This is a genomic window from uncultured Alcanivorax sp. (genome assembly GCF_947258575.1).
In the GTDB taxonomy this organism is placed as follows: domain Bacteria; phylum Pseudomonadota; class Gammaproteobacteria; order Pseudomonadales; family Alcanivoracaceae; genus Alcanivorax.
This window is the reverse complement of record NZ_CAMYIV010000003.1, coordinates 60,440-85,358: the sequence shown is the minus strand read 5'-3', so window position 1 is coordinate 85,358 and position 24,919 is coordinate 60,440. Positions and strand designations below refer to the sequence as shown.

General features: G+C 53.1%; 14 protein-coding genes. 13 read left to right on the top strand and 1 reads right to left on the bottom strand.

All coding sequences use genetic code 11. The features are described from left to right. The first annotated feature begins 27 nt into the window (after nucleotides 1-27). The 12 genes from Q0Y02_RS02635 (at nucleotide 28) to Q0Y02_RS02580 (ending at nucleotide 20,804) form a co-directional block, all read left to right on the top strand. Nucleotides 28-1,977, top strand: coding sequence for a hypothetical protein (locus Q0Y02_RS02635; RefSeq protein ID WP_297764025.1), 1,950 nt, complete (start codon nucleotides 28-30; stop codon nucleotides 1,975-1,977). A gap of 91 nt (nucleotides 1,978-2,068) precedes the next feature. Further along, nucleotides 2,069-2,764, top strand: coding sequence for a GntR family transcriptional regulator (locus tag Q0Y02_RS02630; RefSeq protein ID WP_273009520.1), 696 nt, complete (start codon nucleotides 2,069-2,071; stop codon nucleotides 2,762-2,764). Nucleotides 2,765-2,836: 72 nt separating this feature from the next. Beyond that, nucleotides 2,837-3,724: a methylisocitrate lyase gene (gene prpB / locus Q0Y02_RS02625; RefSeq protein WP_035244313.1), complete on the top strand. Its 888-nt coding sequence runs from the start codon at nucleotides 2,837-2,839 to the stop codon at nucleotides 3,722-3,724. A 138-nt stretch (nucleotides 3,725-3,862) separates the two neighbouring features. Then, on the top strand, nucleotides 3,863-4,990 hold the full coding sequence (gene prpC / locus Q0Y02_RS02620; RefSeq protein ID WP_297764020.1) for a 2-methylcitrate synthase: 1,128 nt from the start codon (nucleotides 3,863-3,865) through the stop codon (nucleotides 4,988-4,990). Between the two features lie 152 nt (nucleotides 4,991-5,142). Further along, entirely contained in the window at nucleotides 5,143-7,734 is a 2,592-nt protein-coding gene (gene acnD, locus Q0Y02_RS02615; RefSeq protein ID WP_297764017.1) for a Fe/S-dependent 2-methylisocitrate dehydratase AcnD, read from the top strand. Nucleotides 7,735-7,857: 123 nt separating this feature from the next. After that, the gene (gene prpF, locus Q0Y02_RS02610; protein ID WP_297764014.1) at nucleotides 7,858-9,036 is read left to right on the top strand and encodes a 2-methylaconitate cis-trans isomerase PrpF; all 1,179 of its coding nucleotides are present in this window, start codon (nucleotides 7,858-7,860) and stop codon (nucleotides 9,034-9,036) included. Between the two features lie 166 nt (nucleotides 9,037-9,202). Continuing rightward, nucleotides 9,203-10,687, top strand: a complete 1,485-nt coding sequence (locus Q0Y02_RS02605) for a bifunctional 2-methylcitrate dehydratase/aconitate hydratase (RefSeq protein ID WP_297764011.1) — start codon at nucleotides 9,203-9,205, stop codon at nucleotides 10,685-10,687. A 369-nt stretch (nucleotides 10,688-11,056) separates the two neighbouring features. Next, nucleotides 11,057-12,358 carry a hypothetical protein gene (locus Q0Y02_RS02600; protein ID WP_297764008.1) on the top strand — a complete coding sequence of 434 codons (1,302 nt, stop codon included), beginning with the start codon at nucleotides 11,057-11,059 and terminating at the stop codon, nucleotides 12,356-12,358. Next, a complete protein-coding gene (locus Q0Y02_RS02595; RefSeq protein WP_366516900.1) occupies nucleotides 12,355-13,176 on the top strand; it encodes a DUF6160 family protein in 822 nt (273 codons plus the stop codon). Before Q0Y02_RS02600 ends, Q0Y02_RS02595 begins: the two co-directional genes overlap by 4 nt. Before the next feature lie 2 nt (nucleotides 13,177-13,178). Then, the gene (locus Q0Y02_RS02590; protein WP_297764004.1) at nucleotides 13,179-15,623 is read left to right on the top strand and encodes a DUF6160 family protein; all 2,445 of its coding nucleotides are present in this window, start codon (nucleotides 13,179-13,181) and stop codon (nucleotides 15,621-15,623) included. An 80-nt stretch (nucleotides 15,624-15,703) separates the two neighbouring features. After that, nucleotides 15,704-17,281, top strand: coding sequence for a hypothetical protein (locus Q0Y02_RS02585; protein ID WP_232221944.1), 1,578 nt, complete (start codon nucleotides 15,704-15,706; stop codon nucleotides 17,279-17,281). A 106-nt stretch (nucleotides 17,282-17,387) separates the two neighbouring features. Further along, nucleotides 17,388-20,804 carry an FG-GAP-like repeat-containing protein gene (locus tag Q0Y02_RS02580; RefSeq protein WP_297763999.1) on the top strand — a complete coding sequence of 1,139 codons (3,417 nt, stop codon included), beginning with the start codon at nucleotides 17,388-17,390 and terminating at the stop codon, nucleotides 20,802-20,804. 416 nt (nucleotides 20,805-21,220) lie between these two features. Here Q0Y02_RS02580 and Q0Y02_RS02575 read toward each other — a convergent pair whose 3' ends face one another. Continuing rightward, nucleotides 21,221-22,039 (bottom strand): pyruvate, water dikinase regulatory protein, encoded by an 819-nt coding sequence (locus Q0Y02_RS02575; protein ID WP_035244330.1) that lies wholly within the window; start codon nucleotides 22,037-22,039, stop codon nucleotides 21,221-21,223. A 454-nt stretch (nucleotides 22,040-22,493) separates the two neighbouring features. Here Q0Y02_RS02575 and ppsA point away from each other — a divergent pair, with 454 nt between their 5' ends. Further along, on the top strand, nucleotides 22,494-24,866 hold the full coding sequence (ppsA, locus tag Q0Y02_RS02570) for a phosphoenolpyruvate synthase (protein WP_273009502.1): 2,373 nt from the start codon (nucleotides 22,494-22,496) through the stop codon (nucleotides 24,864-24,866). Nucleotides 24,867-24,919: the final 53 nt, after the last annotated feature.

Sequence of the window (24,919 nt, the reverse complement as noted above, 5' to 3'; positions counted from 1 at the left end):
CCGGCTTGCTATTACAGGTAACGATTTATGCGACACCTTACATTAATGGCTTTTGCCGCCCTGGCGTTTGCTGGCTGTAATGGCGGCGAGGATTTTTCCGATGCCACGGTCCCTGGTTGCCCGCTAGGCGCTAACTGTGACATTAACCCTCGTGGTGATTCCCTGATTGAACTACAGGGCCCGCGTGTGGCGAACCTGGGTTATCAATGTGGAAACTCCAACGGTTATACCCGTGACGAGGCTTATACCCCTGCTGGCCTGAATATCGAAGTTCCTGCTTTCCATGCACTCTGTCCGGCTAACTCGCGTAGCGTTGAATTCTATATTGGTAGCGCTATTTTTGAAGGTAATCGGGTGACGCTGGGAAGCTACAAACTGCCGCAGCAATTGCGTAAGGGAACTTACCAGCTAACCCTGGCTGATCTAATTGAGTCACCCCGCAGGACAACCGTTCAAGACGGCGCGGTAGGCACTGCCAGCCCGGCATTGAACCGGTCCGCGTTACTGCATGCCCTTAATCAGCAGGGTAATGATCCTGATGCGAAGATTATCATCCCGGGTGACCCGAATCTCCCCGCAGACTCGGGGGATCCGAATACTATACTCGATGCCCAGCCTGAGCTTGGGGCAGAAAATGGTTTTAATTACAGCGATTTCGACGAATTCAAGGCGGCTTGGCAGGGATTTATCGACCGGGTTAACACGGAAACGCCTGTTGATGGATTTGCCAACGATACCGCTGCGTATGAGGGTCGTCTTGTAGAAGGAAATGATCGGACCCGCGCTGGTCTCTATGCCTTTGAAATTGCGGGGGAATGCATCATTTTGGAGGGCTGTGACTTCGGCGGGGAAGATGGTTCTACGGTGTCTTTCACACTCAACGCGTTAGTTCTGCCAGATGGAGATATCCTTGGTGGCGGCTTGGGTGTTCGGGCGTCAGAAGGTGGTAATGAGGTTCTGGATTACCTGGGCTTTAGTTCCAGTGCAGGGCTGTCGGACATCCTTGAACTTCAGAATCAGGATGATGATTCGCTTTCCGTCAATCTGCTAAGTGCAGGTATTGGTGATGCTCCCGCCAACAATACTGATGCCCAGGTTGCGGGGCGTTTCCTCGGGTCTAGCCTTTATGCGGGGGTGGATATCGACGGCAATAGCGACTTTAAGCTTGATTTTCCGAGTTCCGGCACAAGCTTGCAGGAGGAAGAAAAAGGGGAAATCACTGGTGAGTTACTGGATGAACAGTTGACCGGCGAGCCTCTTCCATTCCGAGCCACCAAAACTGGCTTTGTCCAGGCTAAACCTGCTATCCCTGCAGAGTTGGTTGGTGATTACACTATTCGTTTAATGCGGGCCTGTGTTGATGATGATCTTGGCGACGATGATGACACCGGAGTGTGTATGGATATCGCCGACCCTGACGAAGATACAGATGAAAACGAAGAAATCAGTAACGCTGGTGGCAATTACCCAGAGACCCTTGGCGGCGAAACCGTAAGCCGTGAGCGTGTTCGGATGGACGAAAATGATATCGGTGAGTTTTGTTTAAGGATTAGTGCAAATGGACTCGTAGCTACTGGTGCAGGTGGTGTTTGCGGTAATACCTATGGCGTTGGTCTTGTAACACGGAGTTTTGATGATCCCAAAAGCGCCAACCTGTCAATCCGGTTGGCGCCAGGTATGGATCGACGAGCAGATACCCCGCACTTCAATGCGACAATCGAAGGCCGAGTTGATTTGACGGTTGATGCCAATAATTGTGCTCCCCTTTATCGCCTGTCTGATGGAAATTTCGACATTGGCCTCCGTGCTCGTTGGGTCGAAGAGACTTTTCTGCCGAGAATTGTTCTGGCTGGCTTCAGCGATGAACCAAGTGATCCCGAAGCTCGCCGATTTAATTCCTTACGTAGTGGGGCAGTGCAGTTTTTCAAAGGGGCCCCAGGCGATGCAATTTGTGACCCCATGGCTCCATCGTCCTGAGCCAAATTGTCAACAATGCCTCTTGAAACATCCTGTTTAGGGGCGTAAAGTCCAGCCCGGTTGTTCAGATTGTCAACAATCGGGCTGTTTTATGTCTGTTGCTTCCCCGGGCTCCTTGCCTGAAAACACACGCACACTGGCAGATCGGGTCTTCGCCCGGCTCCAGGACGATATTGTGCGCGGGGAGATCCTGCCCGGTTCCAAGGTCAGCGAAACCGAACTGGCCAGCCGCTACGGTGTCAGCCGTGGCCCCCTTCGTGAAGCTATCCGCCGTCTGGAATCCCGCAAACTGCTCGAGAGAGTGGTGCACGTGGGCACCCGGGTCGCTTCCCTCAGCGTCAACGACCTGATCGAAATCTATCATGTTCGCGAAGCCCTGGAGGGCATGGCCGCCCGGCTCGCAGCGGAACATATGACCGCTGACGAAGTGCGCGGCCTTTATGATGTGCTGGCCCAGCATGAGCAACAGCAAGATCTCCGTGAAGATGTCGCCTATTTCCAGCGCGAAGGGGATCTGGATTTCCATTACCGCATTATTCAGGGCAGCCACAATGCCACTCTCAGCCAGTTGCTGATCGGTGAGCTGTATCATCTGGTACGAATGTACCGCTACCAGTTCAGCACCGTGGCCAATCGGCCCCAGAAAGCCCTCAATGAGCATCGTCGAATTGTTGAGGCTATCGAGTCTCGTGATGGCGAAATGGCCGAGCTATTGATGCGCCGTCATATCAGTAGTGCGCGCAAGAATATCGAAAACCAATATACCGTGCAGGGTAATACCCTGTAGGGGCCATGCTCGCATGGCGAACGCTGTTCGCTTGCAGGCAAGCTCCTACGGCACATAACGAGGAGATCTACCATGAGCAAACTCACCGCCGGCGGTCGTTTCCGCAAGGCACTAGCCGAAGAAAAACCGTTGCAAGTGATGGGTACCATCAACGCCTATGCGGCTATGATGGCAGAGCAGACCGGCTACCGGGCTATCTACCTGTCTGGCGGTGGTGTGGCGAATGCCAGCTACGGCATGCCGGATCTGGGGATGACCAGCATGAATGATGTGCTGGAAGACGTGCGCCGAATCTCCAGTGCCGTGGAAACCCCGCTGCTGGTGGATATCGATACCGGCTGGGGTGGGGCGTTCAATATCTCCCGTACTGTGAAAGAAATGATCAAGGCCGGTGCCGGCGCCGTCCACCTGGAAGACCAGGTGGCCCAGAAGCGTTGTGGTCACCGCCCGAACAAGGAAATTGTGTCCCAGGAAGAGATGGTGGACCGGGTCAAGGCGGCTGTTGACGGCAAGACCGATGATGACTTCTTCATTATTGCTCGCACTGATGCCTTTCAGAAGGATGGCCTTGAATCGGCGATCGAGCGTTCCCGAGCCTGCATTGAGGCCGGTGCGGATGGCATCTTTGCCGAAGCGGTACACACCCTGGAAGATTACAAGGCCTTCAAGGAAGGGCTGGGCGACGTACCATTGCTGGCCAATATCACTGAATTTGGCGCCACACCGCTGTTTACCCGCGAAGAGTTGGCTGAAGCCGGTGCGGACATGATCCTGTATCCGCTGAGTGCCTTCCGTGCCATGAACCAGGCCGCGCTGAAGGTATATCAAAGTATCCGCGAGCAGGGCCACCAGAAAGACGTGGTGGACATCATGCAGACACGTATGGAACTGTACGATTTCCTGAATTACCACGATTACGAGCAGAAGCTGGATGCGCTCTTTGCCAAGGGCAAGGGCTAGGAGATTTTATGTAGGATCACCTCTTGAGGTGTGAATCATGCCTTTGAATATATCGGCAAGCCGGTTCGCGCCTCGAGAGGCGCTCCTACAGAACTGAATTCGTATTGGCGAAATATTAGTTTCACAAGGAGATAAACAATGGCAGAAGGCAAAAAACTCGGCGGCGCTGGCCTGCGTGGCCAGGTAGCAGGCAAAACCGCACTGTCCACCGTCGGCAAGAGTGGCTCTGGCCTGACTTATCGTGGCTACGACGTGAAAGATCTGGCCGAGAACTGTGAATTTGAGGAAGTGGCACACCTGATCCTGAAAGGGGAGTTGCCCACTCAGGACCAGTTGGCCACCTACAAAGCCAAGCTGAAAAGCCTGCGTGGTCTGCCTGATGCGTTGAAAACCGTGCTTGAGCAGATCCCCAAAGATGCGCACCCCATGGATGTGATGCGCACCGGCTGTTCCATGCTGGGTAACCTGGAAACGGAAACCGATTTCAGCCAACAGGAAGATGCCACCGATCGTCTGCTGGCCGCATTCCCGAGCATCATCTGCTACTGGTATCGCTTTAGCCACGACGGCGTGAAGATCGATCCGGAAACCGATGACGACTCCATTGGCGCCCATTTTCTGCACCTGCTGCGTGGTGAAAAACCCAACGAACTGCACGAGCGGGTGATGAACGTGTCCCTGATTCTCTATGCAGAGCACGAGTTCAACGCCTCCACCTTCACCGCTCGCGTTTGTGCGTCCACCCTGAGTGATTTGCACAGCTGTGTTACCGGTGCCATCGGCTCCCTGCGTGGCCCGTTGCATGGCGGCGCCAACGAAGCGGCCATGGACATGATCGAGAAGTTCTCCGATGCGGATCATGCCGAGAAAGAAATGATGGGCATGCTGGAGCGCAAGGAAAAGATCATGGGCTTCGGCCACGCGATCTACACCGAATCTGATCCGCGTAACGCCATCATCAAGCAGTGGTCTGAAAAGCTGGCCAATGATGTGGGCGATACCGTGCTGTACCCGGTATCCGTTCGTTGTGAAGAGGTCATGTGGCGCGAGAAGAAGCTGTTCTGTAACGCCGATTTCTTCCATGCGTCTGCTTACCACTTTATGGGCATTCCCACCAAGCTGTTCACCCCGATCTTTGTGATCAGCCGTCTGACCGGCTGGGCCGGCCACGTGTTCGAGCAGCGCGCCGATAACCGCATTATTCGTCCCAGTGCTGAGTACACCGGTGCGGAACTGCGCAAGGTAACGCCGATCGCCGAGCGATAAAAAACCACCCTCTCCCTGCCCCTCTCCCATAAATGGGAGAGGGGGCCCTCCAGACAGGTTGGGTTTAAGCTCCCCTCTGCCGCTTGCGGGAGAGGGGTCGGTGGAGAGGGCGCCTTTCCCCAGGATTCACTCCTGAACAAGAGTCCCAGGCTATGAACACCGAATACCGCAAACCCCTTCCCGGCACCGAGCTGGAGTACTTCGACACCCGTGCGGCTGTCGATGCGATCCAGCCTGGGGCCTATGACAAACTGCCGTACACCTCCCGCATCCTTGCCGAACAGCTGGTTCGCCGCTGTGCGCCGGACGCGCTGACCGATTCGCTCAAGCAGCTGATCGAGCGCAAACGCGATCTGGATTTCCCCTGGTACCCGGCCCGGGTGGTCTGCCACGACATCCTTGGCCAGACCGCACTGGTGGATCTGGCCGGCCTGCGCGACACCATCGCCGAGCAGGGTGGAGATCCGTCCAAAGTCAACCCGGTGGTGCCCACCCAGCTGATCGTGGATCACTCCCTGGCCGTAGAGCACCCGGGTTTTGAAGAGAACGCCTTCGAGAAAAACCGGGCGGTGGAAGAGCGCCGCAACGAAGACCGTTTCCACTTCATCAACTGGACCAAGACCGCCTTTGATAACGTGGATGTGATCCCACCTGGCAACGGTATCATGCACCAGATCAATCTGGAGAAGATGTCGCCGGTGGTACAGGTTCGTGACGGCGTGGCCTATCCGGATACCTGTGTCGGCACAGACAGCCACACTCCCATGGTGGATGCACTCGGTGTGATTTCCGTTGGGGTAGGGGGGCTGGAAGCCGAGAACGTGATGCTGGGCAATCCGTCCATGATGCGTCTACCCGACATTGTCGGCGTGGAGCTCACCGGCAAACTGCGCCCGGGCATTAACGGTACGGACCTGGTACTGGCAATCACGGAATTCCTGCGCCGCGAGCGTGTTGTTGGCGCTTACCTGGAGTTCTTCGGCGAAGGCGCAGACAGCCTGTCCGTGGGTGACCGCGCCACCATTGCCAACATGACGCCAGAATATGGCGCCACTGCCGGCATGTTCTTTATCGACGACAACACCTTGGAATACCTGAAGCTGACCGGCCGCGAAGACAAGCAGGTGGCGCTGGTGGAAAACTACGCCAAAGCCACCGGCCTGTGGGCGGACAGCCTGAAGACCGCCGAATACGAGCGCGTGCTCAAGTTCGACATGACCAGTGTCGGTCGTAACCTGGCTGGCCCGTCCAACCCGCACGCCTTGCTGCCGGCCTCCGAACTGGCCAACCGTGGCATCTCCGGCAAGTGGGAAGAGAAAGAGGGCGAAATGCCCGATGGCGCGGTGATCATTGCGGCCATCACCAGCTGCACCAACACCAGCAACCCGCGCAACATGATTGCTGCCGGCCTGATTGCCCGCAATGCCAACAAGCTGGGCCTGATCCGCAAGCCCTGGGTGAAATCCTCCCTGGCGCCGGGTTCCAAGACGGTGAAGATGTACCTGGAAGAAGCCAACTTGTTGCCGGAATTGCAAAATCTGGGCTTCGATGTGGTGGCGTTCGCCTGTACCACCTGTAACGGCATGAGTGGCGCGCTGGATCCGAAGATCCAGAAAGAAGTGATCGACCGCGACCTGTACGCCACGGCGGTACTGTCCGGCAACCGTAACTTCGATGGCCGTATTCACCCCTACGCCAAGCAGGCCTTCCTGGCCTCGCCGCCGCTGGTAGTGGCTTACGCCATTGCCGGCACTATCCGTTTCGATATCGAGAAGGATGTGCTGGGGCACGACCAGGACGGTAACCCGATCATGCTCAAGGACATCTGGCCTGCGGATGAAGAGATCGATGCCATCGTCAAGGCATCGGTGAAGCCGGACCAGTTCCGCAAGACCTATATCCCCATGTTCGAGAAGAAGGGCGACGGTGCACGCGCTGCCAGCCCGCTGTACGACTGGCGCCCGCAGAGCACCTATATCCGTCGCCCGCCGTACTGGGAAGGCACCATGGCCGAGGCCCGTGCCCTGAAAGGCATGCGCCCGCTGGCGATCCTGCCGGACAACATCACCACCGACCACCTGTCGCCGTCCAATGCGATCCTGCTGGATAGCGCCGCCGGTGCCTACCTGGACAAGATGGGCCTGCCGGAGGAGGACTTTAACTCCTACGCGACTCACCGTGGTGATCACCTCACCGCCCAGCGCGCCACCCTTGCTAACCCGAAGCTGTTCAACGAAATGGTCAAGGACGAGCAGGGCAACGTGATTCAGGGGTCTCACGCCCGGGTCGAGCCGGAAGGCGAAGTGAAGCGCATGTGGGAAGCCATTGAAACCTACATGGAGCGCAAGCAGCCGCTTATCATCATCGCTGGCGCCGACTATGGCCAGGGCTCGTCCAGAGACTGGGCGGCCAAAGGTGTAGCCCTGGCAGGGGTGGAAGCCATCGTCGCCGAAGGCTTCGAGCGCATCCACCGCACCAACCTGATCGGTATGGGCGTCATGCCCCTGCAGTTCGAGGAAGGTACCACCCGCAAGACCCTGGGCCTGGATGGCACAGAGATCTTCGACGTGGAAGGTGAGCGCGCGCCCGGATCCACCATGACCCTGGTGATCCACCGCCAGAATGGCGATGTGGAACGGGTTCAGGTCAAGTGTCGCCTGGATACTGCCGAGGAAGTTTCCGTGTACTCCGCCGGCGGTATCCTGCAGAAATTCGCCAAGGATTTCATGGCAGAAGCGAGCTAAGTCGTTCGCCTGGTAACGCGAGTAAGCCTTCAACAACAAACCGTTGGAGCCTTGCTCGCAAGGCGAAGAATCTGAAACCCCGATGGCTTCGCACGTCGGGGTTTTTTTGAAGGAGAACATCGCATGGCTCATGCACCCCAAATCAAAGTCCCCGCCACCTATATGCGTGGCGGCACCAGCAAAGGCGTTTTCTTCAGCCTCACTGATCTGCCTGAATCGGCCCAGGTGGCCGGAGAAGCCCGTGATAAGCTGCTGCTGCGCGTCATCGGCAGCCCGGACCCCTACGGCAAACACACTGATGGCATGGGCGGCGCCACATCCAGCACCAGCAAGACGGTGATTCTGGCCAAGAGCGAAAGCGCTGATCACGACGTGGATTACCTGTTCGGTCAGGTATCCATCGACAAGCCCTTTATCGACTGGAGCGGCAACTGCGGCAACCTGACCGCGGCGGTAGGCGCGTTTGCCATCAACAACGGGCTGATCGCCGCAGACCGGATTCCCGAAAACGGCATTGCCGTGGTGCGTATCTGGCAGGTGAATATCCAGAAAACCATCATCGCCCATGTGCCGATCACCAACCGTGACGTCCAGGAAACCGGTGACTTCGAGCTGGACGGGGTGACCTTTCCGGCTGCAGAAGTGCAGGTGGACTTCATGGACCCGGCAGACGGCGACGGCGCCATGTTTCCCACCGGCAATGTGGTCGACGAGCTGGAAGTCCCCGGTGTTGGCTCCTTCCCGGCGACCATGATCAATGCCGGCATTCCTACGGTTTTCGTGAACGCAGAAGATATCGGCTACACCGGTACCGAGCTGCAGGGCGACATCAACGAAAACAAGGACGCGCTGCAGAGGTTCGAGACCATTCGTGCCTATGGCGCCGTGCGTATGGGACTCATCGACAATATCGAAGAAGCGGAAGCTCGCCAGCATACTCCCAAGATCGCCTTTGTCTCCAAGCCGAAGGCCTATGCAGCCTCCAGCGGCAAGCAAATTGGAGAGGGTGATGTTGACCTGCTGGTCCGGGCCCTGTCCATGGGCAAACTGCACCACGCCATGATGGGCACCGCCGCCGTGGCTATCGCCAGCGCCTCGGCAGTGCCCGGCACCCTGGTGAACCTGGCCGCCGGTGGCGGCGAACGTGACAGCGTGACCTTCGGCCACCCCTCCGGCACCCTGCGCGTCGGCGCCGGCGCCCAGCAAGTGAACGGCCAGTGGACCGCCACCAAAGCCAGCATGAGCCGCAGCGCCCGCGTGCTTATGGAAGGCTGGGTGCGCGTCCCCGGCGACTGCTTCTGATTTGTCTGTCCGACCTCACTTTGCTAGCAAGGCCCCAACAACATTCACCCCTGTTGGGGGATTGCTAGCAAGGCGAATACCCACCGATTTAGTCTTCTCCAGCCCTTGACCCTCCGCCATCCCGGGGCGACCCTGAAAGCTAACCCAGCCAGGGGAGGCTCCTGCCATGTCCGCCAACGTCGACCACAATGAACGCCCGGATTACGACCTGGAAATCCAGGCCATCGCCGACTATGTCCTCGATTACAGAATTGACTCGGAAGAGGCGTGGGACACGGCTCGCTACTGTCTGATGGATACCCTGGGTTGTGGTCTGCTGGCCCTGCGTTTCCCGGAATGCACTAAGCATCTGGGGCCTTTAGTGGCAGGAACGCTGGTTCCCCATGGCGCCCGGGTGCCCGGAACCCCGCATCGACTGGACCCGGTCAAAGCGGCGTGGGATATCGGCTGTGCTATCCGCTGGCTGGACTACAACGACACCTGGCTGGCAGCGGAGTGGGGGCATCCGTCGGATAACCTGGGGGCGATCCTGGCCGTAGCAGACCACCTGTCTCAACAAAGGGCGGCGCAGGGTGGGGAGCCGCTGACCATGAAAGATGTCCTCGATGCCATGATCCGTGCTCATGAAGTTCAGGGTGTGTTGGCACTTGAGAATTCCTTCAATCGGGTCGGGCTTGACCATGTGGTGCTGGTAAAAGTGGCCTCCACTGCGGTTGCAGCAAAAATGATGGGCTCCGACCGCGAACAGCTCTTGTCTGCGATTTCCCATGCCTGGGTGGATGGCCAATCACTGCGTACCTATCGCCACGCTCCCAACGCGGGCTCGCGGAAATCCTGGGCTGCCGGGGATGCCACCAGTCGAGCAGTGCGGCTGGCTGATATTGCCCTGAGAGGGGAAATGGGGATACCCGGTGCCCTTACCGCCGAGCAGTGGGGGTTCTACGATGTGTCATTTTCCAAAACCAACAAGGACCAGAAGGTCAAAGCAGACAAGGAGCGTAAATTCCGCTTTCAGCGGGACTATGGCTCTTACGTCATGGAGAATATCCTCTTCAAACTGAGCTTTCCGGCAGAGTTCCATGCGCAGACCGCCTGTGAAGCTGCTGTTACGCTGCATTCCCAGGTAAAGGATCGCCTCGACCAGATCGACAGGATTGAGCTCACCACCCATGACTCTGCTATTCGAATCATTTCCAAACAGGGCGCCCTGGCCAATCCGGCTGACCGGGACCACTGTCTGCAATACATGGTTGCCGTACCGCTGATATTCGGCGAGCTGACTGCCGAGCACTATGAGGACGATTTCCACAAAAGCCATCCTCTCATCGACACCCTGCGCGACAAGATGGAGGTGCTGGAAGACAAGCAGTACTCAACGGATTACCACGACCCGACTAAACGCTCAATCGCCAATGCCATCCGGATAGTCTTCAAAGACGGTACCCACACGGACAAGGTGGTCGTTGAGTATCCCATTGGTCACCGTCGTCGCAGGGAGGAGGGCACCCCTGTTCTGGAAAGCAAATTCCGACGACACCTGCTGACAAGTTTTCCGAGAGGGCGAGCAGAACGTATCCTCGAGCTCTGCCGGGATCGTGATGAACTGGAAGCCATACCCGTTAACGAATTCATGGACATGCTTGCGCTGTAGGCCTGTAAATCCAAATGGGTCAGGTCCTTCCCCACTAGGAACTATGCTCGCATGGCGAACCCTCTTAGGCCTTAATACTCGCACACCATTCCTACATAGCCTTGGAATCTACATTTCTCGGTAAAGTGTGCATATTTGTAACAGATCCTCGCTTTTGGTAGCGCACGTATATTCATAGAAAGTGTAAACTTGATGTTTACCATCTATAACGTATTGAAATTAATGAAAATTTAAATCTAACATCATGTGGTGTTTGTGTTAACACATGTTGTCTAGCGTTATCATGCTGTGTAGTCTTGTGGCATAAGTAACTAGTCCTGCCCAAAAACCGTTCACGGTCAGACTGATAACAACAAGACAGAGGTCACAGTGCGGCGCAACAACTCCCTTTCCCACTTGCTGCTGGGAGCGGCCCTCACCCTCGGCGCTTCCCAGGTAATAGCTCTGCAAGAGCTGGATGACTCCTCGCTGTCTGATGTGCAGGGCGCAGGTTTGGCCTTTGCCATGGATGATTTCAGTTTTCGCTTTGCACCTACCAGCTATATAGAACTGACCGGAACCCAAGCACAGGGTGCAGGCTGGGAACGGGGTGATGCCCGTTACTACGGCCTTTCCATTACCAATGGAGAGCAAATCGCCGGTATGGATTGGCATGGTTCAGGCTGTGGCTCCGGCGGGGCTTTCGGCAATGATCACCTGGCTTGTCCAATGGGTACGGACAATGGTGGGGGAATCGGTGCCTTTGCCTCCATTTACGACCCCTACGTCCTGCGTGCCTACAAATACGAAGGCTATGACTATTCGGGCGCTTACCTCAGCACCCCTGCAAATATGCCTACCGTGATGGAATTGATAGGCCCCAGCGATACTGACCGCTGGCGCTGGTCTTTCTGGGGTGAGCTTGAGGTGGATCGGTTAAATAACAATCCGGCCGATGGCGCTCGGAACAATAGCTATAACGTTGGTGGTGCCGATTTCCTCCAGAGCCAGACCATAATCCACGGCAAACCGGTAACGACAGATGGCAGGCCCGCTCGACTTAGACTGATGCGCACCACTGGTATGGACTCGGCACTCTACCCTTGGGCTGACTCCAATACGTTTGGCATCACCTATGAAAGTGCTCTTTCAGGTGACTTCCGCTTCTCTGTGCGTCAGAAAGCAAACTCTGAAGACCGCCTGCATTGGGTGCCGGACTTTGAAGATAATGAAGGCATGTACTTCAAAAATGTTGATGCCTATCTACCCCTTGGACAATTGCACTACCAGGCATTGACTCTGGATGCAGTAAGAAGTGGTAACGAACGCGGTAACTTTATTATCGAATTAACCCGAATCCCCAATATTGCTGCAGTTTATGAGGATTTCTACTGTGATGGACCTTGCAATATCGTCAACGGAGAAATTCAAAACCCCAACAATGATACGCGTGGTTATGTACGTTGGGGGGATTTCACCCGCTTCGACGATCCTGGGTCCACTGAGGGTTTTGCAGTGCCGGGTGCACAATCTACCGATAACGGTATTTACTTTGTTGGTGGGGGGACTGAACCAAGTCCTGGGGCTGGCGTCACTGCGAGCACTCAGGATGTCACAAATATTGGTATTTCTCGTATTGAAGGAATGCGAATACACCATCTGAAAATCACCACCTTGGGAGCAGGGCAATGATGAATAGGGCTCTGGGTACTCAATTCAGAATATCGCTCTCTCCTGTCGCGAGAGGCAAAGCCTTTTGGGCTGCGCTTGTTGCAGGAATCTCAATGCTTTTTGCTATCCCAGGGTATGCACTGGAGAGCATGGATGATTCTGAAATGGGTGCCGTCACTGGTCAGGAAGGTGTTCTTATCAGCCTGGAGTATTATTACAACAGTGATCCCTCGCCCGGTGTGAATCAGGGCGCGGCGTTGGGTGGCGCATTTGGCTGCAGCGCTCCAAATGGAGGGACTAGTCTTGCTAACCAGAATTGTCGTCTCGCATTGCAGCTCGAAAACCGCGACTTCGGTTGGCTGGTATTTAAAAACGGGCATGCCTCAGTAGAGATGAATCGCTTGAGCTTGGATGCTGCTTTTCTGGGCGGAGATCCGGTAGCCGACAACGGTGTCAGCACAGCTAACAAAGCAATAGCCTTGAATGATGAAAAATTCCGGGATGAATCAGGGGCTTGTCTTTTTGGTGATTGCACCACCACGTGGATCGATAACTCTCCTGCAGTTCGTGCTCAGTACATAGAAACTGGCGGCCTTTATACTGCAGGCTCCCCTGGGCAGCCAGGCACTAGTACTGGTTATAACGATGTACTTCTGGGTATGTATGTTGAGGGCCTTGCTGTTGAATACAATCAACCGCAAGTCGGTGATATCTGGGCTGCTGCTCCAGGCTGGCAGGCCAATAATTTCGGCTCTTTCCTGGGTTTTGAAATAGCCGACAATAATGGTCATCAAGCCGGTATTGCCATCGGCGGTAACTTCTACATGTACGGGTTCTGAGCATGAAAAAACGCAGAATAACAACACAAAGCGTTTGTATTCTGGTGACCCGTCCGTTACTTACAGGCGGTCTGTCAGCATCACTGCTGATCGCAGCTGTTCCTTGCTCAGCCATGCAGGCCTTGGATGACAGTGCCCTAGCAGGTGTTTCTGGGCAGGACGGGTTGACCATAAACCTTGAAGCAACAGAAGGTTGGAGCGCAGATAGTATTAAATGGAAGCCTGACGCCGCAGAACTCAGTCTCAATACTATTGATCTCACAGGGGTCGAAAGTGATGGCACTTTGGCAGGCTCTGATCCGGCTGCAGCTACTTTAAAGGTTGACGCTGGTACCGCCGGAGATGGGGTGCCCCTGATGGCGCTGGGTCTTCATACAGACAATCGTATACGTGTGCGCACTGATTCATTGACTATTCCTTCCGCGAGCAACTCTCGTTCCATGGGAACATTTGCCTTCGACTTCGAAGGTGGTATCGACCTTGTTAATAATGGCATTTTGAACATGGGCTATAACAAGGCCTATCTTCTGGGTGAAATCCGTGATGCTGATCTGTTCTATCGTCAAGGAGGCGATACTAATCACTGGATAGCGCTGCATGATTTCGCTCTTCGTTGGGAAATTCAGGAAGGCACCTTGGGGGTTGAGGATCAGTCTATCGTGCATCGGGCAGGTAACCCGTTTGACCCAAACGCAGTTTCTGGGCCTTCATCAGAGATACCAACGTCTTCGAACATCCAAGCTTCAGATTTGATCAATTTAGCGTTGGACTTCGATTTAATCTATGGGCAGAAAGTTGGTGCGGAAGAGTTCCGCATTACCAATAACGCAAGAGGTTTAATGCATTTTGGTTTTCTGGGCAGTGTTCGTGACGCTGAACTGAAGTGGATGTCAGGCGGTGTTTGGCAAGGAGCGACTGCCGGTGCTTTTGATCCCAATGGTGTAAATGCTGTAACTTCGGAAGGGTTACGCTTTAGCTCCCAATGGGATTATGTGAATCTCGACGACATTGCTGCAAATAACTTCCTTTCTGCGGAAAACGAATTTCGCTGGAAGCTTGGTGAAACTGCAGATGTTGCAAGCGTAGATCGGTCCAGAGTCAACTTTGAGCTTGGTGACTGGACTATGTGGGGCGAACGGACAGAGCGAAAACCATCGGCTCACTATTTTCCTTTGATTGCAATAGATGTGATTAATGGAGCAGGGCAGGGCCCGGGCGGACTCTGCTGGGGCCATGGAACCAATTTCCAGGCTCCTGGTTGTGCTAGTGCAGGTGGGCAGTTTATTAATATTCAGCCTGGGCGGATTGGCAATTATTACGGCTTTACCCATGGCGGTGATTCAGGGGCTCTAGCCATTATTGTTCGCGACGGGCAACTTCAAGCGTACTCTCGGAAAGTGCGGCTTCTTGAGAGGCAGTCAGATGGAGAAACAGTAAATACCCGAGAATTTGATTGGGGGCTCATCTATTCATTGGCAAATATTGATGCCAACTTTTATTTGTATCCCGGCGGCAGTCGTTATGATTCCGGGTCTGCTTCTTATGTCGGCGGAGATGGGATTATTGCTGATATCTTGCTCAAGTCACAAACTCTTGACGCTAGCAATGAACTACAGACTCAGAATTGGGATCACGGCACACATTTGATGATTGCTGATACTGAAGCCAGCATGGGTATTGGTTTTATGAGTTCAAGTTTTGTGGTGGCTGGTAACGATACCCGGATATGGGTAAAACCACAGGTTGGAAACGACTATTACTCCGGCGGCCTCGATATTTTTTCCCCTGAAGCACGGTTCAACTACCGTGCCACCTTTGGTGGAGGTTTGTTACCTGGACATCCTGACTACGACCCTGAGAGTACAACTCGTGCTCAGACCGTCAATGGAGCCAATCTGGATTTGAATTTGGAGGGTTTGGTAAATCTAAGATTTTCACCATCTGATCCTGCTTCTACATCTGGCAATAATTATTTGGGGTATAGCGGCGCTTTGAGCCTCGGTACTAGCCACAGCGATGGTATGTTAGGCGGCACGACTGACGTGTCAAATTGCGGCTCTTTAGGAGATTCAAATTGCGGTAGTTACCTTTCTATCGCTGAACCGAGTCAGCCTGAAGCAGCAATTAAGCTTGCCAATATAACTGGCGATCTTGCCTTTACTGACGGCAGGGTAGACATCGTGGGGACTAATGAAAGAGCAATGAGCCCTGAGCCCAAAATGATAATCGCTAATAACATAAAAGTCGGCTATGCGGCGGCAGCTCATCTGGGTAGTGTTCTTGATACTGTTCCAGGTATTTCAAGTGCTAATGCGGGACAGCCGGTAATAATTGACAGCATTATGCTAGGTGACGCCAAGCTTGGACGAATGGTTATTCCTTCGGCACAAATTTACTCAAGTATCACACTAGAACCTCAAAGTGCAGCAATACCATTCTCTCCGTAATTGTAAGAAATGTTTACCTTGCATATGCATCTGGTCGACCAAACAACAGAACAGGCAAAATGATGAGCAACCAGAGAATAATGATAAAGGCCGCCATTGACGCTCTCGCCTCTCTAGGGATTTTTATTCAGAGAGCTTTTTTTTTCATGAAAAAGACCTTTTCCAATGAGTGTCAGAACTGCTCTGGATTTACCCGTGGTTTTTTATTCTCTCCAATCCAGGCTAATAAAGCAGGAATAGCGTTGGCATTTTGTATGACGGCTATTTTGTTGAGTATTGCTTCACCGGTCACTGCAATGACCGAGATGGCTGACAAAGAAATGTCTAATGTGTCTGGTCAGGCGCTATTGCAAATGGATAAGGAGTTCACCAATGGCTTTACGTTTTATAAAGCGGGCCTTGATGCAAAACTTGAACTAAATACAAATTTCGAGAAGCTGCAGTTAGGCTGTGGCGGAGTTAATGGCCCTGGAGCTTGTGATTTAGATATCGACAATTTTTCTCTAGGTTGTGTTGCTGATTCATCAGGAGCATGCCTTTCTTTGGATCCACGTGGGCGCCAAATTCCGGGTGCCCCAGCTGGAACTGCCAGTCAGCTGAAAGACTTTTTGATTGAGCGTCCTTTTTTTCAGTTTGCTATAAAAAATGATAATTCAAAAACTCTCAGGGAAGTGGTGGGTATTCGGCTAGGTGGTGAGGATGTATCCGGACCCTTAAGCTTTGGTTCACTAAATACTTTCAGCGGGTATATGTCTGGCCAAGCAAACCTGGAAATGCAAGGCGCAGACAATGTTGCTATTACCTGTGCATATGCAGATCGCCCTTGTGTGGCTCCAGGTGCTGATACGAGCGGAATGAACAATGGTGGCGCCAGTAGCTGGGGATCTCCTCCTGCCGCTTGTGGTTTTTTTGGTTGTAATAGAGCTGGGTTGCCAGCCCCAGAAGGTGGATATCTTAATCTCGGTGACGATATGATTCTTGATATTGGGATTGCGTCTATTCGCTTTCAGGAAGCTCTGGTTAGTTATGGCACAGTTACCCGAAATGGTAATTCGGTTCTTCTCAGTGGCAACCGTCAAAATCAGGCGGCAGTAAGTGGTATTGAGCTTGGAGGAGTTGTTAATAGCCTTGTTTACGGCAACAACGATGGTTCTACCAATGTTGGTGCCTCTCCCCTTGAATTGGCTGATACTGATGCTGGAGCATTAGTTGGTATTTTTGGTCCTACATTACTTCCGTTGCTCCGCGGTGGGGTCTCAGATCAAATTAAAAGACAGCTTGCTGCAGGCCTGCGAATTTATGATCCTAATGAGGCAACGAATCAAGCTATAATTAATAGTAAATCTGATGGAGCTATCAACACTGATCTAAACAACTACGATCTTCCATTTAATGTGACAAATGTGCATCAAATTGATGTGACCTCTGATCTTTTTGGGCTTTCTTTTCAAAAAGAAGATGTTCAGTATCCAGGCTATGTTGAGTCAGTAAAAAGAGGATGGGCTATGTATGCTCCTGACGCTTTTACTTTAGATATAGCTCAGCCTGTTACAACTTTTGTTTCTGGTATTACCGGTTCTTCAGCCGCAAGGGATGGCAATATCGTTGGGCTAGAGCCTCCATTTAAGAACTGCTGGGGAAGCGCTAGGTTTTGTTGAATAAAAGCCATACGCGGCTCTACTTTGATGATTCAAAATGTATTCCATACAGAAAATGCTTTTGTGTTGCTTTAAACCTATTAAATAAAGAATCCCGGATACGGTAATGACATCAGGAAAAATAGCTGACCAATGCCAGCGTCTATTGTGGCTTTTGGTGGTTTCATTAGTGTTGTCTGCCTGCGGGGGTGGTGGCAGCACTGGTAAAGCTCCTGTGGATGCAAATCCAGCCATAAAGACACCTCCTAACCCCGATCACGGCTCAGATTTTGGTGAAACAGATATTGGATCTGATGAGCCGAATGCAACGTTGGATGATTGGCTCCGTAACGTAATCATGGAGAATGGTCTAACTGGGGATCCGGCAACTCCACGACAGCAGCGCCAGCGAACCCCTTCAGAAGACCCTAAAATTAAATTAGGGCAATTGCTCTTCTTTTCCCATTCCCTTTCAGGTGATCTGACATCCTCGTGTGCTACTTGCCACACGCCCGATTTCGGTGGAAGCGACGCGCTTTCACTTGGAATTGGAGTTGCTCCTGTAGATGCAGCTAAAGTCGGCCCTGTGCGTCGACTGGACAGCACCAAAGATCTGGATCCAGCTGCTGATCGCGGCCCCAACATGCACCGGAATAGTCAGACAATTTTTAACTCTGCCTTGTTTGACCGCAGTATGAGTTTTGATGGTCGAGTATTTGTGGAGGATGAGAACGTTGTCGCTGGCGGTAAAGGGCAAGCAATCCGCACTCCTGAAAGCGGTAATTTCCCCGATTCATCAGATGCTGACGGTATACTGGAAATTTTTGTCAAATTCCCCCTCACCAACCATAATGAAATGCGGGCCTATCTCTTTAGTGCAAAATCTCAGGAGGAGTACCGGGAGTACCTGGCAGCTCGGCTGCGAGGAGAGCAGGATGAGGGTATGTTGTCAGCGAATAGGCCCGAAAATTGGCTGCAACGATTCCGGCAGGGATTTGACCAACCACAGGCTAGCGCTTTAGAGGTTATTACCTTGATTAATATCCAGCGAGCGCTTGCTGAATATATCCAGTCTATGATTTTTATTGAATCCCCGTGGAAACGTTATGTGGAAGGTAATGATCATGCGATTTCATTATCTTCTAAGCGTGGCGCTCGCTTGTTTTTCGAGCCCATTGATGAGGGTGGCCTGGGTTGCGCAAGTTGTCATAGCGGTGATTTTTTTACCAATGAAGGATTCTACAATGTTGCTTTTCCGCAGATTGGGCGCGGTTTTATGCGTGCTGAAAAAGATGACATTGGCCGTTGGGCTAGCACAAGAAGGGAAGAAGATCGATACGCTTTTCGAGTGCCCTCCTTGCTGAATGTTGAAGTTACCATGCCGTATGGTCATGCAGGGACCTTTGATCTTTTACAAGATGCTATTCGTTACCATGCCAATCCGCGTCAGGGTATACAAGATTATGATTTTACACTGGCTAGTCTGGCACAGTTTCAAGGAACCCAGTCTTATGGCTATGCTTTATCGCATTCACAGAGCGCACTGAATGCCAGTAGCTTTTCTATTGCTGAAGCGCTTCTTCCTGGAAGGGCCTTGACTAATCAGGAAGTGTCTGACCTGGCTTCTTTTTTGCACACGCTTACCGATGATTGTGTTAAAAATCATACCTGCAGAAACCAGTGGGTTCCTAGTCTCAACGATGACCCTGATGGTAATTTACTCGTCAGTGGTATTAACCCGACGGCTGAGCCGATTACGCCACTTGATCCACCCACTGATGATAATGAGCTGCCTGCACAACCGGGCGATTATCCGAAAACTGTGGATTTAAATTTTACTGCCCAAGCTCGTAGTACCTTTGCTGAAATCGAATATTGTTCTGAATATCCAAGCCAGAGCACCATTAATGTTGGACATGGTTTTTTGCCACGAAACTCGATTTTATTCGGGCTTTATGATCTGTTCGGCAACCCGATACATCCACATGGTTTTAATGCGGAGACTTGGGGTCTTACTGGCGGACTCACTTCTGAACCAACTATGATCGCTGGCGGTGTCAGTGCCAGCTATCTGAATGACGACTGTTGGTTAGACTTGGCTTATGCAGGTGGTGATCGGTCTGGAATGGTATTTTATATCAACCGTGGTGGGCAGGCCGGTTTCGATGCCCAGCCATTGCTAGAAGATGATCCTGGTGGTCGTTTTACTGGTGTTGCCATGGCCGATTTGAACGGTGATTATCGGCGAGAATTATTGTTTGGCAATATCAAGGACAAGATGTTGCCGATCTATTCCGGTAATGATAAGGGCAGTTATTATCGTGTAGCAGACCTTTCTATCAGTCGTCATACCTACGGTATATCGTTTGCCGACAGTAATCACGATGGTTATCCAGAGATATTTTTGGCCCACTGGTTTCTCGGCAACATTTTGACCGCACCGGTTTTTTGGAAAAATAACAGAGGAACTGAGCTCGAACATTATGATTTTGAGGGTGGTCTCTCTGACAACAATCTTTCTCAGAATTGGAATTTTTCACCACAGCCTGGCGATTTCAATGGCGATGGCGAATTAGATTTACTGCTGGCTTCGGATTTTGGCACCAGTGTTGTAATGCAGGGAGCAGGAAAAGGCACTTTTGTTAATATAACTGACAGATCCGTTATTACTGATGAGAATGGCATGGGCTCTGCACTCGGTGATTATGATAACGATGGTGATCTTGACTGGTTTGTTACTTCGATTTATGACCCGAATGGAGAGGCAGAGGGCAACTGGGGTGTAACCGGGAACCGACTTTACCGAAACGATAGTGGTGGCGGAGATATCTTGCTGAAAGATGTGACTGAACAGGTGGGTGTTGCCGACGGAAACTGGGGCTGGGGCGCTTGTTTCGCAGATTTCAACAATGATGGTTTTCTCGATATTTTTCATGTAAATGGTTTTGGGAATATCCCTGAGAGTGCCGTTATAGATGAACAAGGCCAGAAGCTGAAAGATAGAATTCGGGACATTGCCAGCGAGTATCAAGGTTCCTTGCCGCGGCTTTTCATGAACCAAGGGGATGGCACTTTCTCCGAACAGGGGGCTTCTTGGGGGCTATTGTTAACTAGCGATGGACGTGGGGTTACTTGCCTGGATTATGATCGTGATGGGGATATGGATGTCGCTCTTCTTGATCACTCCAATGGGCTGCAGTTTTTTAGCAACCAAGTAGGGTACGGCCCGGGTAACCACTTCCTGTCAATCAGATTGGTGGGTGAATCGCCTAATACCGAAGCCTTGGGTACTAAAGTTTCCATAGAAGCTAATGTTGGGGGCAATTACGGTACGCAGACACAAACCCGTGTCAGCATGGCTAACACGAATTTCAACGGGCAAAACCCACCCGACCTGCATTTCGGTATGGGCGAAGCTCAGGCGGGAGATATCACTCTTACCTGGCCGGATGGTGTGCGTTGGCAGTGTGAAAGTATGGAAACCAACCGCTTCATAATTTTTGATCAACGCGCGCTTCATGCCGGCTGTAGCATACAGCCTTAATACTGTGTCGGCCTGGCGTATCAGATGAGTTTTCTTCTGGCATGGCGGAACTTTAGCAAGAGGTTTCCGTAATTAATTTCTTTTTGCAGAAAGCTTCGCATAGTCTCAACTTGTTAACCGTTTGTTCTCTATCTGAAATTTCCACTTTTAGTAGAAGGCTGGTTGCAGCTTAACCGGCTGGTCACCACACCTATTTCGAGTGCAAGCACAGTCTATCAAAATCAGGTTCTGGAGTTTCAGCGTTAACCGGGGATACTCATAAGCTCCGTCAAACGGAACGTTATACCGAGTACCTCATTCAAACTACTACGGCCTTTCCGAATGGCTCTGCCGGCGGATGAAGATTTCTTGGAAAGACCGCAAAGACTATGCTTTGGGTGTCAATCGCTTTCAGATTAGCTCCTATGGCAGGGCCGCTACTGCAATCGCCGCTCCAACCCCTTCATCGCCAATACACGCGTACTAATCTCCTCGATCGACAACTCCGTGGCATCCAGGTAGGGGATGTTGTGTTTGTTGTACATTGCTTCCAGGGCTCTTAACTCCATATCACACTGCCGCAGGGACGCGTATTTGCTGCCAGCTTTGCGCTCGCTGCGGATAGCGCTGAGTCGGTCGGCGTTGATGGTGAGGCCGAAGAGCTTTTGTTTGTGCTCGACCAGGGGCTTGGGCAGGCGCAGGTCGTCAAAGTCGTCTTCGGTGAGGGGGTAATTGGCGGTGAACAGCCCGAACTGGAGTGCCAAGTAGAGGCAGGTTGGGGTTTTACCGGAGCGGGAGACACCAATGAGAATCACATCCGCCTGATCATAGTGGCGGGTGCGGGCGCCGTCGTCGTTGTCCAGCGCAAAATGTACGGCATTGATACGAATGCGGTAGGACTCCGCATCGCGGATGGCGTGGCTCTGGTTGATCTTGTGGCTGGAGCGCACGCCCAGTTCGTCTTCCAGGGGGTTCAGAAAGGCGCCGAACAGATCCAGTACCAGTCCGTCGCAGCCGTGTAGGAGGGTGCGATGGTCGTTGTTGACTAGGGTGGAAAAGACAACGGGCTTCTGGCCATCCTCTACCGACGCTCTGTTGATGCGAGCAATGGCTTCCCGGGTCTGTTCATCGGACTGGACGAAGGGCAGGGTGATCTGCACAAACTCAATATCACCGAACTGGCTGAGCATGCTGTGACCGAGGGTTTCTGCGGTGATGCCGGTGCCATCTGAGAGATAGAATGCCGTTCTTTTCATTGGTTTCAGCCGTTTTCTGTGCCCGTAGGAGCGGTGCTTGAGCCGGGAAATGCAGCTGACAAGAGACGCCTAAAGCCATTCGCGGCTCAAGCGCCGCTCCTACGGGGTTTGTAAGTCATTGTTTTCAATGATGACAGTCTAGAGGGAGCGATAGGCAGGGGCTAGTGCTATCTTTCAAGTTGTCGGGCAAATCCTGCCTTGGGCGTTGTCCCTGCCTTCACATCCTTCTAAACTGCGCCGCATAGGCTGGTCCGCAGGTTAAATACCCTTTCATTTTCAATGGGATAGTGCTCCCGAGAGGGGCAGGACTAGCCGCAGATGCAGGGATTGACCAAAGTCGTACCCAAATTACGACGAGGGGCGGGCAAACTGTGCGGGTTTTGAGTAGAATGGCGGCTCGATTAGAGCCGGCTCAGGCCAGTAATCAACGGTAATACGTAAAAAGGAGACGACCTTGGCGGAATATGTAGTCTGGTTTCAGGACCTGGGGAAAAATGACGTTGAGCGCGTAGGCGGCAAAAATGCATCCCTCGGTGAGATGATCAGCAATCTGTCGGCAGCGGGTGTCTCCGTTCCGGGCGGTTTTGCCACCACTGCTGAAGCCTTTCGCGAGTTCCTTGAGCACAACAATCTGACCCAGAAAATCAACGAGGCCTTAAGCGCCCTTGATGTTGAGGATGTGGTTGCTCTGGCCAAGACCGGTGAGCAGATTCGCCAGTGGGTTGTGGACGCACCGTTCCAGCCAGCGCTGGACAGCGCTATCCGCGAGGCTTACGCAGAGATTGGCGAAGGAAATGCTGATTTACCGGTGGCGGTACGTTCTTCTGCGACTGCGGAAGATCTACCCGATGCGTCCTTTGCCGGTCAGCAGGAAACCTTCCTCAATATTCGTGGCATCGACAGCGTGATGATCGCCGTCAAGGAAGTGTTCGCGTCCCTGTTTAACGATCGCGCCATCAGCTACCGCGTTCACCAGGGCTTCGACCACAAGCTGGTCGCCCTGTCCGCTGGCGTGCAGCGCATGGTCCGCTCCGAGACCGGCGCCGCTGGCGTCATGTTTTCCATGGACACCGAGTCCGGCTTCAAGGACGTGGTCTTTATTACTGCTTCCTACGGCCTGGGTGAAATGGTGGTTCAGGGCGCGGTAAACCCTGATGAGTTCTACGTCCACAAGAAAACCCTGCTGAACAAGAAACCAGCCATCCTGCGCCGCAACCTGGGCAGCAAGATGCAGAAGATGATCTATGGTGCCGAAGCAACTGCCGGCAAGTCCGTGCAAATTGTGGACGTGGATAATGCCGAGCGCATGGTCTACTGCCTGAATGACGAGCAGATCGAAAACCTGTCTCGTCAAGCCATTGAGATCGAAAAACACTACGGCATGCCCATGGATATCGAATGGGCGCTGGACGGCGACGACAACAAGCTCTACATCGTGCAGGCCCGCCCGGAAACCGTGAAGAGCCGCTCCGATGTGAATGTCATGGAGCGCTACCTGCTCAAACAAACCGGCAAGGTATTGGTCGAGGGTCGCTCCATTGGCCAGCGTATCGGTGCCGGCAAGGTGCGTATCGTCACCAACATCAAGGAAATGGACAAGGTCCAGCCCGGCGATGTACTGGTTACCGACATGACTGACCCGGACTGGGAGCCGGTCATGAAGCGTGCAGCGGCCATTATCACCAACCGTGGCGGCCGTACCTGTCACGCGGCAATCATTGCCCGTGAGCTTGGTGTGCCGGCCATTGTAGGCTGTGGTGATGCGACGGATGTGCTCAAGGACGGTCAGGAAGTGACCGCGTCCTGTGCCGAAGGCGATACCGGCAAGATCTATGAAGGCCAGCTGGAATTTGATATTCAGCGTAACTCCATTGAGTCCATGCCCAAGCTGCCGTTCAAGATCATGATGAACGTGGGCAACCCGGACCGGGCCTTCGATTTCGCCGGCCTGCCTAACCAGGGTGTTGGCCTGGCGCGTCTGGAGTTCATCATCAACCGCATGATCGGGGTTCACCCGAAGGCGTTGCTGAACTACGACACGCTGCCCAAAGATGTGAAGCAGAACGTGGACAAGCGCACTTCCGGTTACGGTGATCCGGTGGACTTCTACGTGGAGAAGTTGGTCGAGGGCATCTCCACCCTGGCCGCCGCATTCCACCCGGAAAAGGTGATCGTTCGCCTGTCCGACTTCAAGTCCAACGAATATGCCAACCTGATCGGCGGCAAGCTCTACGAGCCGGAAGAAGAGAACCCCATGCTGGGTTTCCGTGGTGCCAGCCGTTATATCAGCGAAAATTTCCGCGACTGTTTCGAGCTGGAATGCCGTGCGCTGAAAAAAGTGCGTGATGTAATGGGCTTCACCAATGTGGAAATCATGGTGCCCTTCGTGCGGACTGTAGGCGAAGCCGAGCAGGCCGTTGATCTGCTGGCCAAGAATGGCTTGAAGCGTGGTGAGAACGGTCTGCGCGTGATCATGATGTGCGAACTGCCCACCAATGCACTGCTGGCCGACGACTTCCTGCAACACTTTGATGGCTTCTCCATCGGCTCCAATGACTTGACCCAGCTCACGCTGGGCCTGGATCGGGATTCCGGTATCGTCAGCCACCTGTTCGACGAGCGTGATCCGGCGGTCAAGAAGCTGCTGAAGATGGCCATTGATGCCTGTAATGCTCAGGGCAAGTACATCGGTATCTGTGGCCAGGGCCCTTCGGATCATCCCGATCTGGCCAAATGGCTGATGGAGCAGGGCATCTCTTCCGTGTCGTTGAACCCGGATTCAGTACTCGATACCTGGTTCTACCTGGCGGAGAAGCACGGCAACTGATCGTTTGCCTGCTTGACCTGAAAGGTGCTTCACAGCACAGTAAAAAGCCCGCG

Coding starts and splice junctions, on each gene's coding strand:
- Q0Y02_RS02635 (WP_297764025.1), top strand. CDS start 28: ATGCGACACCTTACATTAATGGCTTTTGCCGCCCTGGCGTTTGCTGGC.
- Q0Y02_RS02630 (WP_273009520.1), top strand. CDS start 2,069: ATGTCTGTTGCTTCCCCGGGCTCCTTGCCTGAAAACACACGCACACTG.
- prpB (WP_035244313.1), top strand. CDS start 2,837: ATGAGCAAACTCACCGCCGGCGGTCGTTTCCGCAAGGCACTAGCCGAA.
- prpC (WP_297764020.1), top strand. CDS start 3,863: ATGGCAGAAGGCAAAAAACTCGGCGGCGCTGGCCTGCGTGGCCAGGTA.
- acnD (WP_297764017.1), top strand. CDS start 5,143: ATGAACACCGAATACCGCAAACCCCTTCCCGGCACCGAGCTGGAGTAC.
- prpF (WP_297764014.1), top strand. CDS start 7,858: ATGGCTCATGCACCCCAAATCAAAGTCCCCGCCACCTATATGCGTGGC.
- Q0Y02_RS02605 (WP_297764011.1), top strand. CDS start 9,203: ATGTCCGCCAACGTCGACCACAATGAACGCCCGGATTACGACCTGGAA.
- Q0Y02_RS02595 (WP_366516900.1), top strand. CDS start 12,355: ATGATGAATAGGGCTCTGGGTACTCAATTCAGAATATCGCTCTCTCCT.
- Q0Y02_RS02590 (WP_297764004.1), top strand. CDS start 13,179: ATGAAAAAACGCAGAATAACAACACAAAGCGTTTGTATTCTGGTGACC.
- Q0Y02_RS02585 (WP_232221944.1), top strand. CDS start 15,704: ATGATAAAGGCCGCCATTGACGCTCTCGCCTCTCTAGGGATTTTTATT.
- Q0Y02_RS02580 (WP_297763999.1), top strand. CDS start 17,388: ATGACATCAGGAAAAATAGCTGACCAATGCCAGCGTCTATTGTGGCTT.
- Q0Y02_RS02575 (WP_035244330.1), bottom strand. CDS start 22,039: ATGAAAAGAACGGCATTCTATCTCTCAGATGGCACCGGCATCACCGCA.